The organism is Ruminococcus difficilis (assembly GCF_016680995.1).
On the sequence record NZ_JAEQMG010000163.1, the window covers coordinates 155,769 to 172,310 of the forward strand.

The window sequence follows — 16,542 nt, forward strand, 5'->3', positions numbered from 1 at the left end:
GTATACGATAATGAATAATAGTAAACAGAGCCGCGGTTTCCCACGGCTCACAATTTTATCTGTCTTTCAGATCAACGTAGTCTTTTTCCTGACAAACGCTCATGTACGCGGGTCGGATGATCTTATTGACGTTCAGGAGCTCCTCGATGCGGTGAGCGCTCCATCCGGCAATGCGCGCTACGGCAAAGATCGGAGTATACAGCTCCTCGGGCAGTCCGAGCATCTTGTATACAAAGCCGGAGTAGAAGTCCACGTTAGCGGATACGCCCTTATACATCTTGCGGTGCTCCGCAATGACCAGCGGTGCCAAACGCTCAATACGGCTGTACAAGCCGTATTCTTCCGTCATGCCCTTTTCCTCGGCGAGCTGTTCGACAAAGCCCTTGAATACGCGGGCACGGGGGTCTGAGATGGAATAGACCGCGTGACCGATACCGTAGATCAGACCTCTGCGGTCGAACGCGTCCTTGGAGAGGATGCGGTTCAAATAAGCGGCGATCTCGTCGTCGTCTGTCCAATCCTTGACATTGTACTTGATCTCGTTCATCATGCCCATCACACGCTTATTCGCGCCGCCGTGCTTGGGACCCTTCAGCGAACACAGCGCCGCAGCGATCGCGGAATAGGTGTCGGTGCCCGAGGAGGTGACGACGCAGGTGGTGAAGGTGGAGTTGTTACCGCCGCCGTGCTCCGCGTGGAGCATCAACGCCATATCCAGTACCTCCGCCTCCAGCGCGGTAAATTGACGATCCTCGCGCAGGGTGCTCAAGAGGATCTCCGCCGTGTGCTCACAGCGCTCGGGATTATGGATGAACAGGCTCTCGCCGTTGGAATAGTGGTTATACGCCTGATAGGAATACACGGTCAACAGCGGGAACAGAGAGATCAGCTTCAGGCACTGGCGCAGGACGTTGTCGATCTCGAGGTTCATGACGTCATTGTCATAAGAAGCCAAGGTCAGAACCGCCTTCGCCAAAGCGGTCATCATATCTTTTCCGGAAGCCTTGAGGATGACGTCGCGCACAAAATGCTTGGGCAATACGCGCGAATCGGACAGCAGCTCCATAAAGCCGTCCAGCTCCTCACGGTTCGGCAGCTTGCCGAACAGGAGCAGATAGGTCACTTCTTCAAAACCGAGGCGTTTGTCGCGGTGACAGCCCGCGATGATATCTTCGATATTCACACCGCGGTAAAAGAGCTTGCCGTCGGTGGGGACAGGCTTGCCGTCTACGATCTTATTCTGGCGGATCTCGCTGATATCGGTCAGACCGGTCAGTACGCCGCGACCGTTGAGATCGCGCAGACCGATGTTGACATTGTATTGGGAATAGAGGGCTTTCTCGATATTGTCGTTCTGAACACAGCTGGTCGCCAACTGCTGGATCCTTTCATCATTGGTACGAACCTGAGGCATTGCTTCACTTCCTTTATCTTCATTTGCGAATCAATATAATAGTATCCAGAATATTATACCTTATTTTTCGGGATTAGTCAAATCGATCCTGTAAAGGATGTATCGACCCGCACGATCCTTCAAACGGTACTGCCCGATATACTGATATAAAAGAATCCCTCGTTTTCACATAAACTCCCCTGTCCGTTCATAATTTGTTCATAATTCCAACAATTTACTCACACAAAGCCCCCGTATACTATAACCATAACATCAAGAGCACAAACAAATCCGATCGGATGAGATCGCCACAGGCTTGACACGAGTGTCAAAGCCCTCGCGATGACGATCGATAAAGGAAAGGAGAATCACCATGGCTTTTACCTATATCTTCCAACGAGTCGAAAAGAAATACATGCTCACTAAGGAGCAGTATGAATCACTGATCGAAGCGATCACCCCTTATATGGAGGTCGACAAATACGGCGAGACCGAGATCCGCAACATCTACTTCGACAACACCGACGATGAGCTGATCGAGACCTCGCTGAGAAAGCCCACCTACAAAGAAAAGCTCCGCCTGCGCTCCTACGGCACACCCGACGGTGACAGCACCGTGTTCTTCGAGATCAAGAAAAAGTACCGCGGCATCGTCTACAAGCGCCGCGTTTCCATGACGCTGAATGAAGCGTATGAATACATCGAGGGCGGCAAGCTTCCCTCTCACATCAAGGGCAACATCCCCGCCGAGATCGACTACATGATGCGCCGCTACCGCTTAAGCCCCAAGGCGTTCATCAGCTACCGCCGCGTAGCATGGGCTGGTAAGGATAACCCCGATCTGAGGATCACCTTCGACCGCGACATCACCTCGCGCTACGACGACACCCGACTCGAGAGTGAGTCAGACGGTCACAAGGTGCTTGGTAAAGACACCTACCTGATGGAGATCAAGATCCCCGGCGCGATGCCCTTATGGCTGGCTCACGCGCTCAGCGAGAGAGGCATCTTCTCCCACAGCTTCTCGAAATTCGGCACCGCCCACGTTCAGCAGAAGATCAAGATGGCGTCAGGCTTCTGATACCACATTCATCAACAAATAAACAACTTGGATATTATCAAAGGAGGAACAGATCATGACATTCAACACCATTTTTTCAGGCGACAGCATCACCCTGACACAGGGACTCATCGCAGCAGGCACAGCGCTTCTGCTCGGATTCATTTCATCCTACGTTTACCGCTTTAAGAGCTATTGCTCCAAGAGCTTTGCCGTGACACTCACCATCATCCCCACCATCGTCGCGATGCTGATCATGATGGTCAACGGCCTGTCCGCAGGCGCGGGCATCGCGGTACTCGGCGTATTCTCACTGGTACGCTTCCGCTCTCAGCCCGGTTCCTCACGCGAGCTGCTTGCGATCATGCTTTCCATGGCGATCGGTCTGGCGTGCGGTGGCGGTTATATCACCTTCGCGGTATTCGCGGCAGTGGTCGTATGCGTCGTATGGATCATCCTCTTCGCGACGCCCTTCGGCAACACCGCCAAGAAGGAACTGCGGATCGAGATCCCCGAGAACCTCGACTATGAGGGTCTCTTCGACGACATCTTCAAGGAATTCACCACCAAGAACGAGGTCATCACCGTCAAGACCGTCCAGATGGGCAGCGTGTATGAGCTCAGATACCATATCTCCATGAAAAAGGATAAGAATGAGAAGGCGTTCATCGACGCGATCCGCGCCCGCAACGGCAACCTGCCCGTATCCTGCGGCAGAGCCAAGAACGAAACCGAGCTCTGATATCGCATCAAAACAAATTACCTGATAACAACAGCAAAGCATGTTTTCTTCTTCATTTCATCACTCCGGATATCATCGACAGATACAAAAACCTAACCCTCTACTCCTCTAACGATATATCCAAACAGGTAGCGGCGGCACTCATCGGGTGTCGCCGTTATCTGTTTTCATCAGCATAAATTCGGCAAAAAGCCTTGCGTCTGCTCTCTCAAACTCGTATAATAGAAAGTGAGCCGGAGGTATACGGCTCAATTCATCCCCGCAGAGGTCCTTATGTCACAGTTAACGCAAAAAGCCATCCATAATTCCTTTACCAAGCTGCTCGATAGCAAGCCCATCGACCGCATCACCATCAAAGATATCACCGATGACTGCGGTATTTCGCGCAACACCTTTTACTACCACTATGCCGACCTGCCCGCGCTGGTCGAAGAAATGCTGATGGAAAGAGCCGAGGAGTTGATCAAAGCCTATCCCTCGATCGATTCGCTGGAGGAATGTGTCAACGTCGGCGCGCAGTTCGTGCTGCAAAACAAACGCGCCGCCAACCATATCTACAACTCGTCCCACCGCTATATCTATGAGCGCTGCCTGATGAAGGTCTGCCGCGCGGTGGTCGCCGAATACTTTGAGATCGCGGTCCCGAAGGGCAGCTTCAGCGCCGAGGAACGAGAGCTGTTGATCGAATACTACAAGTGCGTCAGCTTCGGTATCATCGCCGACTGGTGCGACAAGGGTATGCGGGACGATTACTCCGATTCCTTCAAAAAGCTGCTCGATCTGCGCAGAAAGATGCTCGCGACTGATTACATCAAATAAAAAATCTCTTAAGTTGTGGAGGAACAAAAAACAGGAAACTTATTCCCACAGTTTTTAGACAATACGCTATAACACTTCTTAGGATAGGTTCCGCCTAAACGCCTTCCCCTCGGGGGGAAGGTGGGCTTTTCGGCTCCAAATGAGCCGAAAAGGTCGGATGAGGGGCTGTCCTATCTGTCTTATCTATGATACAAAGAGTGAGTTGCTTCTCTGATATAACGGTCACGCTCAGCTGTAATTGACTTCGTCGCGATAGTTGAATCGTCTGCCTCTCATCAGTCAAGCAAAGCTTGACAGCTTCCCCCCGAGGGGAAGCCTTTTTTATTTTTTGCGCAAAAGTGCGGATATGCCCAAATTTTGGGCACAAAAAAATCTTTGCAAATGGTAATCGTTCTTTCCATATTGTATTTTATATAAGTGGTATAACGCTGTGTAAAAGCGTTACATACAGAATCGAAGGTGAAAGAATGAAACTATCCAAAGCGATTGTAAAGCTGCGCGTCCCGATCGTACTGCTGACGCTGGTGCTGATGATCCCGGCGTTCATCTTTATGCTCAACACGCGCATCAATTATGATATGCTCACCTACCTGCCCGAGAGCATGGACACCGTCAAGGGTCAGAACATCCTGATGGACGAATTCGGCAAGGGCGCGTTCTCGTTCATTATCCTGGAGGATATGCCCGACAAGGATGTTGCCGCGCTCAAAGAAAAGGTCGAGCAGGTCGAACAGGTCGACAGTGTGTTGTGGTACAACGACGTCGCGGACATCTCCGTCCCCAAGGAGTTTTTGCCCGATAAGGTGTACAACGCCTTCAACACCGACCACAGTACCGTGATGGCGGTCTTCTTCAAGACCTCTACCTCATCCGACGAGACGATGGACGCGATCCGCGAGATCCGCTCCATCACGGGCGAAAAATGCTTTGTCTGCGGTCTGTCGGCACTGGTCACGGATTTGAAAGACCTGTGTGAGCGGGAAGAACCCATCTATGTCGGCATCGCCGTCGTCCTCGCGCTCGTCGCGATGATCGTCCTGTTGGACAACTGGCTGATCCCTCTTGTGTTCCTCGCCTCCATCGGCATGATGATCGTGCTCAATCTCGGCACCAACTTCTTCCTCGGCGAGATCTCCTACATCACCAAGGCGCTGTCCGCGGTATTACAGCTCGCCGTCACGATGGACTACAGCATTTTCCTGTGGCACAGCTACAATGAGCAAAAAGAGATCCACAGCGATAATAAAGAGGCGATGGCGGTCGCGATCCACCAAACCTTCCTCTCCGTCGTCGGCTCCTCCATCACCACGATCGCGGGCTTTATCGCGTTGTGCTTCATGACCTTTACGCTCGGCCGCGATCTCGGTATCGTCATGGCGAAGGGCGTGCTCTTCGGCGTGATCGGCTGTCTGACCGTTCTGCCGTCACTGATCCTGATCCTCGACAAGCCGCTGTCAAAGCTCAACCATCGCTCGCTGATCCCGAGCATGAAGAAGCTCTCCGGCGGCATCGTCAAGATCTTCCCTGTATTCCTGATCGTCTTCGTCCTGTTGATCCCGCCGTTTTTGTACGGCTACATCCAGACCAACAACGAAGTTTACTATGATATGGCAGAGTGTCTGCCCGAGGAAATGGATTTTGTCATCGCGAATACCAAGCTCAGCGAGGACTTCAACATCTCCTCCACCCATATGATCCTGATGGACAGCTCCATCGACAACAAAGAAGTCAAAAAGATGATCGGCGAGATGGAACAGGTCGACGGCGTCAAGCAGGTATTGGGCATCGAAAGCCTACTCGGTTCCACCGTTCCCGAGGACATCCTGCCCTCCCATATCAAAGATATATTGGAGAACGACCGCTATGAGCTGATGCTCGTCAACAGCGAGTATCACAGCGCGAGCGACGCGGTCGGCGCTCAGATCGACTCCCTCAACGAGATCCTGCACCGCTACGATCCCAAGGGAATGCTCATCGGCGAGGCGCCGTGCATGAAGGATATGATCGACACCACGGGTCACGATTTTGAGGTCGTCAACCTGATCTCGATCATCGCGATCTTCGTCATCATCGCGCTGGTGGAACGCAGTATCAGCCTGCCGTTCATCCTGATCTCCGTGATCGAGCTGGCGATCTTCATCAACCTCGGTCTGCCCCACTACTTCGGCGAGTCATTGCCGTTCATCGCACCCATCTGCATCAGCACCATCCAGCTCGGCGCGACCGTCGACTACGCGATCCTGATGACCACGCGCTACAAATCGGAGCGGATCTCGGGCGTGGAGAAAAAGGAAGCCATGCGCACGACCCTCACCGCCTCTATCCCCTCCATCCTCGTCAGCGGAATCGGCTTGTTCGCAGCGACCTTCGGCGTGGCGGTCTACTCCGACATCGACATCATCAGCTCCATGTGTATGCTGCTCGCGCGCGGTGCCGTCATCAGTATGCTGATGGTCATCTTCATCCTGCCGGCGCTGCTGCTGCTCTGTGACAAACCCATCTGCTACACCACGATGGGGATGCGCAAATGTGTCAGAAAAACGATCAAATGAATCGAGTTTAGATAGAGTAAAGGAGAGTTATTATGAAAAGACTGATCAAACTGATGAGCATCATCCTTTGTCTGGCGATCGCGCTGTCGACCTCGCTGATGGGTGTATTCGCCCTGTCGCTCCAAGGCGTCAGCCTGAAATCCGACGACGACAAGGCCACCGCCGATGAAGCGCCTCTCTACAAGGAAGAGACCGTCTATGTCATGGCGAAAGCCGACGGTACGGTCGACAAGATCATCGTCAGCGACTGGATCAAGAACAATGACCATGCCGACGTCATCAAGGACGTCGCCGCGCTGGGCGATATCGAAAATGTCAAGACCGACGCGTCCTTCACGATGGACAGCGACAATATGCGCGTATGGCAGACGAACGGCGAGGATCTGTATATTCAAGGCGAAGGCAACACGCCGTTGCCCGTTGATCTATCCCTCACCTACACCCTCGACGGCAAGGTCGTCACACCCGACGAGATCGCCGGCAAGAGCGGCGACGTCACCATCCGCTTTGACTATACCAACAACCAATACGAAAATGTTGAAATAGACGGCAAGGAAGAGCGCATCTATGTGCCGTTCTTCATGCTCTCTGGTCTGTTCCTCGACAGCTCCCAATTCAGCGACGTGCATGTCACCAACGGCAAGGTCGTTTCCGACGGCGACCGCATCATCGTCGCGGGTATCGCGTTCCCGGGCTTACAGCATGATCTGGGACTGAGCCGTGATACGGTCGAGATCCCCGATTACTTTGAGATCACCGCCCACACCGACAACTTTAAGCTCGGCACGACCGTCACCATAGCCGCGAACGGATTCTTTGATGAAATTGGCACGGACAAGATCGACAGCATCGAGGATCTGAACGATTCTCTCGACAAGCTCGACTCCGCCATGTCGGCGCTGATCGACGGCTCGTCACAGCTGTACAGCGGTCTGAATACCCTGCTCGAAAGCTCCGGCACTCTGACGTCCGGCGTAGACGCGATCTATGACGGCTCCGTACAGCTCAACGACGGCGCAAAGCAGGTCAACAACGGCGCGGGCGCACTGGAAAACGGCGCGTCGACCCTGAGCGCGGGCAGCGTCACACTGGACAACGGCGCGCTGGATCTGTACAGCGGTCTGAATACTCTCGACCTCAATAGCTCCAAGCTGACCAACGGCAGTAACGCCACCTTCTCCGCTCTGCTCTCCACCGCGCGATCCTCACTCCAAAGCGCGGGTCTGGACGTTCCGGAGCTGACAAAGGATAACTACGCCGCCGTACTCGATCAGCTTGTAAGCCAACTCTCCGACGATAATGTCAAAGCAAAGGCGACCGCCGCCGCAAAGGAAAAGGTCACCGCAAGCGTAGAAGCGAACCGTGACGCCGTCACCGCCGCTGTCACTGCCGCCGTCAGAGAAAATGTAGAAGCACAGGTCACAGCGAGCGTACACGATCAGGTCACCGCCGCCGTGATCGGCAATCTGGGCTACAGCGTAGACGAATACAATGCCGCCGTAGCCGAAGGGTTGGTCGATGAAGCGACGCAGGCGCAGGTCGCCGGCGCGATCGAATCACAGATGAATTCCGAAAGCACACAAAGCACCATCACCTCTCTCACCGACCAAAATATGCAGAGTGATGCGGTACAGGCGACTATCGCCTCTAACACAGACGCGAAGATCGCCGCGCTGATCGACGAGAACATGCAGAGCGAAGAGGTGCAAAAGGCGATCGCCGACGCGCTGGCAAGCGCCAAAGCCGGCAGAGAGAAGATCACGGCGCTGAAAGCTCAGCTCGACAGCTACGGCACCTTCGATTCCGGCTTGCAGGATTATACAAACGGCGTCGGCTCCGCGGCAGGCGGCGCGTCACAGCTCCACAGCGGCACCACAACACTGCGCAACGGAGCCGCCGATCTCAGTCTGGGCGCATCTCAGCTCCATTCGGGCACACAGTCGCTCAGCGACGGCGCTTCGGCACTGACCGACGGTATCCTCACCCTCAAGAACGGCGTTCCCGCTCTGACCGAGGGCGTGACGTTATTGCGCGACGGCGCGATGACGCTGAACGAGGGACTGAAAACCTTCAACACCGAGGGTATCAGCAAGATCACTTCTCTGAAGGACAGCGACCTGAGCAAGATCGCCACCCGCCTGAAAGCGACCGCCGATGTCGCCAAGCACTACAAGTCCTACTCCGGTCTGACCGACGAGATGGACGGCGAAGTCAAGTTCATCTACAAGACCGAAGAGATCGAAAAATAAGGATAACCAAAAGAGGCTGCACTCCGCAGCCTCTTTTTTCGAAATAGACATTGATTTAGGAGCAGAGCGTTTTCGAGCCTCCCTCTGACGAGGGAGGTGCCGAGCAATCAAGCGAGGCGGAGGGGGCAGAATAGTCTTTTCTGCAAGAGGCTGCGCAACGCAGCCTCTTTTTCTTACAAAAAGATAACGATCCGCAAATCCAAAAGCATGATTGATTTTTGCACCCACGTATGGTAGAATAAGGAAAAGTTTACCGCAGAGTATCGTATCATGGAGGTCATGACATGAAATTACAGGAATCCGGTGAAATGTATCTGGAAACGATCCTGGTATTGACGCAGGAAAAGAGCTTTGTCCGCGCGATCGACGTCGGCGATTACATGGGTTATTCCAAGCCCTCTGTCAGCCGCGCGATCGGACTGCTGCGCAACGGCGGCTTTGTCGAGGTCGGCGACGGCGGCGGTCTGAGCCTGACCGAAACCGGTAAAGAGGTCGCCGAAAAGATCTATGAACGCCACAGATACCTCACCAAGATGCTGATGGAGATGGGCGTCGATGAAGAAACCGCCTCGCAGGACGCGTGCCGCATGGAGCATGTGGTTTCGGACAAGTCCTTTGCCGCCATCAAACAATACTTTCATTATAACGAAGCGTAAAGCAAAAAATCACCCGCTGCGTCGATCACAGCGGGTGTCTTTATCATTGATTATTTTGCTTTTGCGATCGCGTCGAGGATCGCGGTCTTGGGCTGTACGCCGATCATGCGCTCTGCCTCAGCGCCGTCCTTGAACACGATCATAGTCGGGACGCTCATGATGCCGAAATCCATCGCGATATCGCCGCACTCGTCGATGTCGACCTTGTACACCGCGTAGGAACCGTCGCTCTCAGCGCCAATCTCCTCGACCGTGGGGGTCAGCATCTTGCACGGGCCGCACCATGTCGCGAAGAAGTCGACCAGCACAACGCCGCTCTTGATTTTCTCAGCAAAATTACTGTCATTCAAATGCTCAACTGCCATAATTTTTACCTCCATATAATTATTTAGCTGATTATAGCATATTATATCCGCAAAGTCTATCAATAATTTATGAACTTATTCAAATAATAAAACAATCAATAAAGGAGTGTTGACTATGTACGATCTGATCATCATCGGAGGCGGCGTCGCGGGCATGACCGCCGCGATCTACGCCGCGCGTTCGGGACTGTCCACGCTGATCATCGAGAAGGCGGGCTTCGGCGGACAGGCGGCGCTTACCGCTAAAATCGAAAACTATCCCTCTTACAAAGAGATCGACGGTTTTCAGCTTGCCGCCGACATCAAGGCGCAGGTCGACGCGCTGGGTGTAGAGAGCCTTTCCGCGCAGGTACAAAGCCTGACGAAAGAGAATGACGTCTTCACCGTCACGACCGACAGCGACAGCTATCAGTCCAAGGCGGTCATCATCGCCAACGGCGTTCGCCGCAGAGAGCTCGGCATTCCGGGTGAGGACGAATTCCGCGGACGCGGCATCAGCTGGTGCGCGGTATGCGACGGCGGCTTCTTCCGCAAGAAGAAAACTGCCGTTATCGGCGCGGGCAACTCGGCACTCGGTGACGCGATCTATCTGTCCAATCTGTGTGAAGAGGTCTACCTCATCTTCCGCCGCGATTATCCCACCGCGACCAAGAGCTATATGGACAAGCTCGAGAACATCGATAACATCCGCCTGATGCCCCGCCATATCCCGGTCGAGATCAAAGGCGATCGTCTTGTCACCACGCTGAAGATCAAGAACGTCGACAGCGGAGAGGAAACCGATCTCGCCGTCAACGGCGTATTTGAGGCGATCGGTCTGATCCCCGACAACGATGTTTACGCCGACCTCGCCGAGCTGGACGACAACGGCTATATCCTCACCGACAGCGAGATGCGCACCAAGACCCCCGGACTGTTCGCCGCGGGCGACACGCGCCAAAAATCCCTGCGACAAATCGTCACCGCCTGCTCCGACGGCGCTCAGGCGGCTACCGCGGCGCACGACTATCTTTCGGATACTCGCTCACGCTCGAACATCGATACAATCCCTCAGTCACCTAACGGTGACAGCTCCCTTTCCCAAAGGGAGCCTAAGTAAATGATGACGGCAATACAAAAGCGTTTGTTCCGCTTACAGGATAAGGACTATCAGGCATTTTCCGCAAAGCTGAATCCCACGGTCGATCCCGAAACGATCATCGGCATACGGATCCCCGCGCTCCGAGCGCTTGCCAAGGAGCTGAAAGGATCGGACGAGGCGGCAGAGTTCCTCTCTGTCCTCCCGCATAAATACTTTGAAGAGTATCAACTGCACGCCTTTCTGATCGGATATGAAAAGGATTTTGACAAAGGACTGTCGGCAACCGAGCGCCTTCTCCCTTATCTCAACAGCTGGGCGCTGACCGATTCCATCCGTATCAAGGCGTTCGACAAAGCACCCGAAAAGCTCCTGCCGCATATCGAAAAGTGGCTCGAGGACGACCACCCCTACACCGTGCGCTTCGGCATCCTCTGTCTGATGAACTACTTTCTGAATGATTGCTTTGCGACCCGCTATCCCGATATGGTCGCCGCGGTACACAGCGAAGAATACTACGTCCGCATGATGCAGGCATGGTATTTCGCTACCGCACTCGCCAAGCAGTATGACTCCGTCCTGCCCTATCTGACCGGGCGTCGACTGGAACCGTGGGTACATAATAAAACGATCCAAAAGGCGGTAGAGAGCTACCGCGTCACCGCGGAGCAAAAAGCCTATCTGCGGACATTGAAAGTGAAATAATCATAACGACAAACGATCGGTTGAGATTACCACAGCCCCTTGGCACGCGCGTCAAGGGGCTTCGCAATGAACATTCAAAAGACAAAATCGGCGGTGAGTACAGCACTCACCGCCGATCATTTTTTTCAGTTATATATGATCAGACAGCGGCGGTAATAACGCTCTTCTGTCTGTTCGGGATCGCGAACGCTACATTGATCGCGTGGTCGCCGATACGCTCAATATCGATCAGCATATTCAGGAAGGTCGTGCCCGCCTCGGCGTTGCACTCACCCTTGTTCATGCGCTGGATGTGGTTCTGCTTGTAATCATCCTTGCAGTCATCCACACTGTCCTCCGCCTGGATGATGCGCTCGATCAGCTCGGGAGAACCGCCCTGCGCGTTGAACATTGCAAAGCTCAGCTCCATCAGGCTGCGGCACTTGTCGCTGATATCGCGCATCTCCCCCATCGCCGTATCGGAGAAGGAGAGGTTGTTTTCGATAATAGAACGCACATATTCAACGATGTTCTCGGCATGGTCGCCGATACGCTCCAGATCCTGAATCGCGCTGTACATCGCCGCGACGATCTGTCTGTCGTGATCATCCAGATCAAGGGCGTTGATCTTGACAATATAGTCAGTGATCTCCTTGGAGAGATAGTCGATGACCTTCTCCCGGTCGATCACCTTGTCGATCGATTCCTTGTCCCGATCGAAGAACGCGATCATCGCGCGGTTATAGTTCTTCTGCACCAGACGGCTCATGCGCGCGACTTCTTTTTCACACTGCAGCACCGCCATGGGAGGGGTGGTCAAGATACGGTTGTCGATATATTCGACCGCCATCTTGTCCTTTTCCGGATCCTCCTCGTAGGGCAGGATCTTCTGAGTCAGCTTGACCAGCAAGGACGCAAACGGCAGCAGGATGATCGTCATCGCCACGTTAAAGAAGATATGAGCGGCTGAGATCTGCGCCGCGGCACTGGCAGGCAACAGCTTTTGGATGGTATCCGCTACGGGGAGCAGCATCGTCAGCGGCGTCAGGATGATCACACCGGTCAGCGTGATCAGCATATTCAGGACCGCGACCTGCTTTGCGTTGCGCTTTGCGCCTGCGGCGGAAAGGAACGCCGGAACGGTCGCGCCGAGGTTCATGCCGAATACGATGAAGATCGCCTGATCGATATTGATCGCGCCTGCGGAAGCCAACGCCATCAGGATACCGACGGAAGCAGACGAGCTCTGGATCACAGCGGTGACCGCCGTGCCGAGCAGGATACCGACGAACGGATTATTGACGCTCGACAGGATACTGTCGATCAAGCCGTTTTCATTCAGCGTCTTGAGCGCGCCGGACATCATATCCATACCGAAGAAGAGGATACCGAAGCCGGCGAGGATCTGTCCGTAATACTTATACTTGTTCTTCTTGGCGAACATCATCACGATAACGCCGAGGAAGATGAACAGCGGGACGATGCTCTTGATGTCAAACGACAACAGTACCGAGGTCACACAGGTACCGATCTTCGCGCCGAAGAGGATACCGACCGTCTGTGACAGTTCCATCAGACCCGCGTTGGTAAAGCCGACCACCATCGCGTCAGTCGCCGACGAGCTTTGGATCACGGCGGTGACAGCCAGACCGACCAACATACCGAGGAATCGGTTGGAGGTGATCTTTTCGAGCAGGGTACGCAGCTTATTACCTGCGGCAAGCTCCAGACCTTCTCCCATGTACTTCATACCGAGGAAGAAAAGTCCCAGTCCTCCGAGCACCTTGAATAAAGTAAACACTATACTCATTTTGAACTCCATTTTTTGCAGCTTTTTGCTGAGAAATAAAGCTGAAATGCGGGTATCGCAAGGGCGATACTCTATTCTTTTATATAGGGTGTTTTCAAATTACCCTACGATAATAATACTAAATCGAAAAGTCAATTATTTTCTAAAAAGGAAAATAAAAAGAAAAATGCACAAAATCGGCAAAGTATACAATACTTCCCGCTTCTGTGCATATAAAATCACCAAAAACAATTTTATTTTTTGTTCTTTCATCCGTCACGATATGCTCGACCGCGTCGTGCTCCGTGCTTAGATGATCCTTTAAAAACGTGGGATAGAATCGATAGCGATCCAGCTGATCGATCGGTACCCAAGTCATGCTTTCTTTATCGTTGAAGTGCGTATAGCTGTTGCTGTGCAGCTCCTGTGTGCCGCGCGGCTTCATCAAAAAGTAGAGCGATATCTCGTGACAGGATAAGCCTTTGTCATAAGCGCCGTCACCGTTCCAGAAATTCTCGTGAACAACGGCAAGCCGATCGATCTCATACCGAACGCCCGTTTCCTCGAACACCTCGCGCAAAACCGCCTGTCGAGCTGTTTCGCCGTGCCGGACGCCGCCACCGACGGAATAGAGATAATCTTCCTTTTCGTTTCCGACCAGCAGGACGCATCCGTCCTCAATGATGATCGCACCGACTCGGTATCGGAACCAATCTTTTCCCTCAGTAAAACAACAATCTTGATCCATGTTCTTCTCCTGTCGTCAGGAAGGTATGTGCGGCTTGACGTACACCGTGTTGTAACGCACGTAGATCACCTTGCCGGGCAGAGCGCCGTTGGGCTTGCTCACATTTTTGACGCGGGTGTAATCGACCGGCACTTGCGTGCTGTCCTTGCCCTTGCTGTGAGCGGCGGCGATCTGTGCCGCCTCCATGATCGCGGTATCGCTGATCTCTTTGCCCTCGGCGCAAATGATGACATGCGTGCCGTGGATGCCCTTGGTGTGCAGCCACATATCGTTCTTTTGCGCTGTTTTCAGCGTCAAATGATCATTCTGCTTATTGTTCCTGCCGACCAGAATCCTGAACCCGTCGGAGCTTGTGTATTCGATCGGCGGCAGGGGCTTATCCTTGCGCTTGATATTCCCCTTTTGCGCCTTGATATATCCCTGTTCTCTCAGCTCCGCGCGGATCGCGGACAGCTCCGATTCCGTCTCACAGCGGGACAGCTCATCCTGCACGCCCTCGATATAGCTGAGCTCCTCCGTCGCCTTTTCGATCTGCTCGGTGAGCATCGTTTCACGCGTTTTCGCCTTGTTATACTCTTTATAGAATCGCTGTGCGTTCATGGCGGGAGAGATCGTGGGATTGAGGCGGATCGTCATCGGCGCGTTGTCCTCGGCATAGAAGTTCTCTACCGTTACGGCAGTCGCTCCGCGCTCGACGCGGTACAGGTTCGCCTGCAACAGATCGCCCTTGATCCGCAGTTGTTCGCGGTCGGCGCATTTCTTCAGATCCGCTCTTTGCAGATTGATCTTGCGCGACAGGCGATCGATGGTATTGCTCAGCAGCTTGCCGATATCGGCGGATTTCGCCTTCATCCGCGCGATGCGGTCGCGGTCGGAAAAGAAGGTGTCGAGCAGCTCGCTGTAGGTATCGAAATGTCGGACATTCAGCGCGCCCTCGTACTGGCGCACATCCATAAAGCAAAAATCCATCGGCGAGCCGTCCGCCTTATCGATCAAGGTCGGCTCTCCCCTGCCCGACTCGACCATCTCTTTGAGCGCCTGCACCTGCGTGAGCATATCGCTTTGAGATGCGCGGAAACAGATTTCGCGCGCGACCATCGGCGAAGTGCCTTGGATCGTGTTCAGCACCGCACGGTCATCGCCGCCCAGCGCCTCGATCCGTTCGACGATCTCTTCGGCCGTACATTCTTCGATACACAGCTTATCCTGCATACGCGGTAGCTCATACGGCATCTTCGGGAGCAATACGCGCTCCTCGGATACGGAAAAATCGATCCTTCTCACAGTATCGATCACCTTGTCCTCACCGTCGGTGAGCACGGCGTTGGAGTACCGTCCCATGATCTCAATATACAGCCGCAGCTGTTCACGGTCGCCGATCTCATTGACCGCCTCAAAATGCAGGCACATCACACGCTCGTTCTTCGGCTGGGTGATATCGCTGAGCCTCGCGCCGCCGAGGCGCTTTCTGAGCAGCATACACAGCATCGGCGGTACGGGAGGATTCTCGATGGAACAGGCGGAGATATGCACGCGCGCGGAATCCGACAGGCGGATCAGCACCTTCTTTGTACCCTCCTGCGTGCGGAAGGCAAAGACCAGCTCGTCACGCGCCGGCTGATAGATCTGACTGACGCGCGAAGAAATCAGCACGTCGCTCATCTCGCGCCGCACCATCGTCATCATGATTCCGTCAAATGCCATGTTCTCACCTCGATTTAATTAGGAATTAGGAATTGCGGGAAACGCTTCGCGTTTTGGATTCTAACAGCGGGGATTGAATCGTTACAGTTCCTTTTATCAATGGGTGTGGGCTCTGCCCACCATTCATTCCTAATTCCTAACTCCTAATTCCTCATTATTTATGGTATTTTGTCCCCTTACTGATCTGGAACGCGCGGTAGAGCTGTTCGAGCAGCATTACGCGGCACAGCTGATGCGGAAAGGTCATCTTCCCCATGCTGAGCTTCATATCCGCGCGCGCTTTAAGCTCATCGCTCAGTCCCCAGCTGCCGCCGATGATCAGGTCGATCGTGCTGTGCGTCAAGCAGGTTTCTTCGATCCTCTGTGACAGCTCCTCGGAGCTGATGTTCTTACCCTCCACGCACATCGCGATCACATAGTCGCCCTTGCCGAGCTTCTGCAAGATCCGCTCACTTTCGGCAGTGATCGTGTGCCTGATCTGCGCGTCGGACGGATCATCGCCCATGCGCTCTTCACTGAGTTCCACGATATTCAGTTTGCACAGCGGCTTCATCCGCTTGCTGTATTCTTCGACCGCGTCGCGCCAATACCGCTCCTTGAGCTTGCCGACGCAGATGATATTGATCGTAAGCATTGGGATCACTCCTGTAGGGCGGGGGCTTGCTCCCGCCGAACCCTTTATAGGTTTTGTTATATACGGTAC

At 53.8% G+C, this 16,542-nt stretch carries 13 protein-coding genes and 1 pseudogene; 8 read left to right on the forward strand and 6 right to left on the reverse strand.

Annotated features, from left to right (window positions below):
- Positions 1-55 precede the first annotated feature (55 nt).
- Positions 56-1,414, reverse strand: a complete 1,359-nt coding sequence (locus JKK62_RS15120) for a citrate/2-methylcitrate synthase (protein ID WP_201428635.1) — start codon at positions 1,412-1,414, stop codon at positions 56-58.
- A 352-nt stretch (positions 1,415-1,766) separates the two neighbouring features.
- Between JKK62_RS15120 and JKK62_RS15125 the strand changes: the two genes are divergently transcribed.
- From JKK62_RS15125 to JKK62_RS15150, 6 genes are all read left to right on the forward strand, one after another.
- Positions 1,767-2,474: a polyphosphate polymerase domain-containing protein gene (locus JKK62_RS15125; protein ID WP_201428636.1), complete on the forward strand. Its 708-nt coding sequence runs from the start codon at positions 1,767-1,769 to the stop codon at positions 2,472-2,474.
- A gap of 55 nt (positions 2,475-2,529) precedes the next feature.
- Positions 2,530-3,195: a DUF4956 domain-containing protein gene (locus JKK62_RS15130; protein ID WP_201428637.1), complete on the forward strand. Its 666-nt coding sequence runs from the start codon at positions 2,530-2,532 to the stop codon at positions 3,193-3,195.
- 273 nt (positions 3,196-3,468) lie between these two features.
- Complete coding sequence (locus tag JKK62_RS15135; RefSeq protein ID WP_201428638.1) at positions 3,469-4,014, forward strand: TetR/AcrR family transcriptional regulator; 546 nt, start codon at positions 3,469-3,471, stop codon at positions 4,012-4,014.
- A gap of 467 nt (positions 4,015-4,481) precedes the next feature.
- Positions 4,482-6,566: an efflux RND transporter permease subunit gene (locus JKK62_RS15140; protein WP_201428639.1), complete on the forward strand. Its 2,085-nt coding sequence runs from the start codon at positions 4,482-4,484 to the stop codon at positions 6,564-6,566.
- Between the two features lie 32 nt (positions 6,567-6,598).
- Positions 6,599-8,815: an autotransporter outer membrane beta-barrel domain-containing protein gene (locus JKK62_RS15145; RefSeq protein WP_207752208.1), complete on the forward strand. Its 2,217-nt coding sequence runs from the start codon at positions 6,599-6,601 to the stop codon at positions 8,813-8,815.
- 284 nt (positions 8,816-9,099) lie between these two features.
- On the forward strand, positions 9,100-9,471 hold the full coding sequence (locus tag JKK62_RS15150; protein ID WP_201428640.1) for a metal-dependent transcriptional regulator: 372 nt from the start codon (positions 9,100-9,102) through the stop codon (positions 9,469-9,471).
- A 50-nt stretch (positions 9,472-9,521) separates the two neighbouring features.
- Here the strand turns inward: JKK62_RS15150 and trxA are convergent, their stop codons facing one another.
- Entirely contained in the window at positions 9,522-9,836 is a 315-nt protein-coding gene (gene trxA, locus JKK62_RS15155; protein WP_201428641.1) for a thioredoxin, read from the reverse strand.
- Between the two features lie 115 nt (positions 9,837-9,951).
- Here trxA and trxB point away from each other — a divergent pair, with 115 nt between their 5' ends.
- On the forward strand, positions 9,952-10,935 hold the full coding sequence (trxB, locus tag JKK62_RS15160) for a thioredoxin-disulfide reductase (protein WP_201428642.1): 984 nt from the start codon (positions 9,952-9,954) through the stop codon (positions 10,933-10,935).
- On the forward strand, positions 10,936-11,619 hold the full coding sequence (locus tag JKK62_RS15165) for a DNA alkylation repair protein (protein WP_201428643.1): 684 nt from the start codon (positions 10,936-10,938) through the stop codon (positions 11,617-11,619).
- A gap of 139 nt (positions 11,620-11,758) precedes the next feature.
- Here the strand turns inward: JKK62_RS15165 and JKK62_RS15170 are convergent, their stop codons facing one another.
- From JKK62_RS15170 to rlmH, 4 genes and pseudogenes are all read right to left on the reverse strand, one after another.
- Positions 11,759-13,408 (reverse strand): Na/Pi cotransporter family protein, encoded by a 1,650-nt coding sequence (locus tag JKK62_RS15170; RefSeq protein WP_201428644.1) that lies wholly within the window; start codon positions 13,406-13,408, stop codon positions 11,759-11,761.
- A 247-nt stretch (positions 13,409-13,655) separates the two neighbouring features.
- Positions 13,656-14,135: pseudogene (locus JKK62_RS15175) on the reverse strand (NUDIX hydrolase); the annotation flags it as partial.
- A gap of 15 nt (positions 14,136-14,150) precedes the next feature.
- Positions 14,151-15,839, reverse strand: coding sequence for an Rqc2 family fibronectin-binding protein (locus JKK62_RS15180; RefSeq protein WP_201428646.1), 1,689 nt, complete (start codon positions 15,837-15,839; stop codon positions 14,151-14,153).
- 154 nt (positions 15,840-15,993) lie between these two features.
- Positions 15,994-16,473 carry a 23S rRNA (pseudouridine(1915)-N(3))-methyltransferase RlmH gene (rlmH, locus tag JKK62_RS15185; RefSeq protein WP_201428647.1) on the reverse strand — a complete coding sequence of 160 codons (480 nt, stop codon included), beginning with the start codon at positions 16,471-16,473 and terminating at the stop codon, positions 15,994-15,996.
- Between the last annotated feature and the right edge of the window lie 69 nt (positions 16,474-16,542).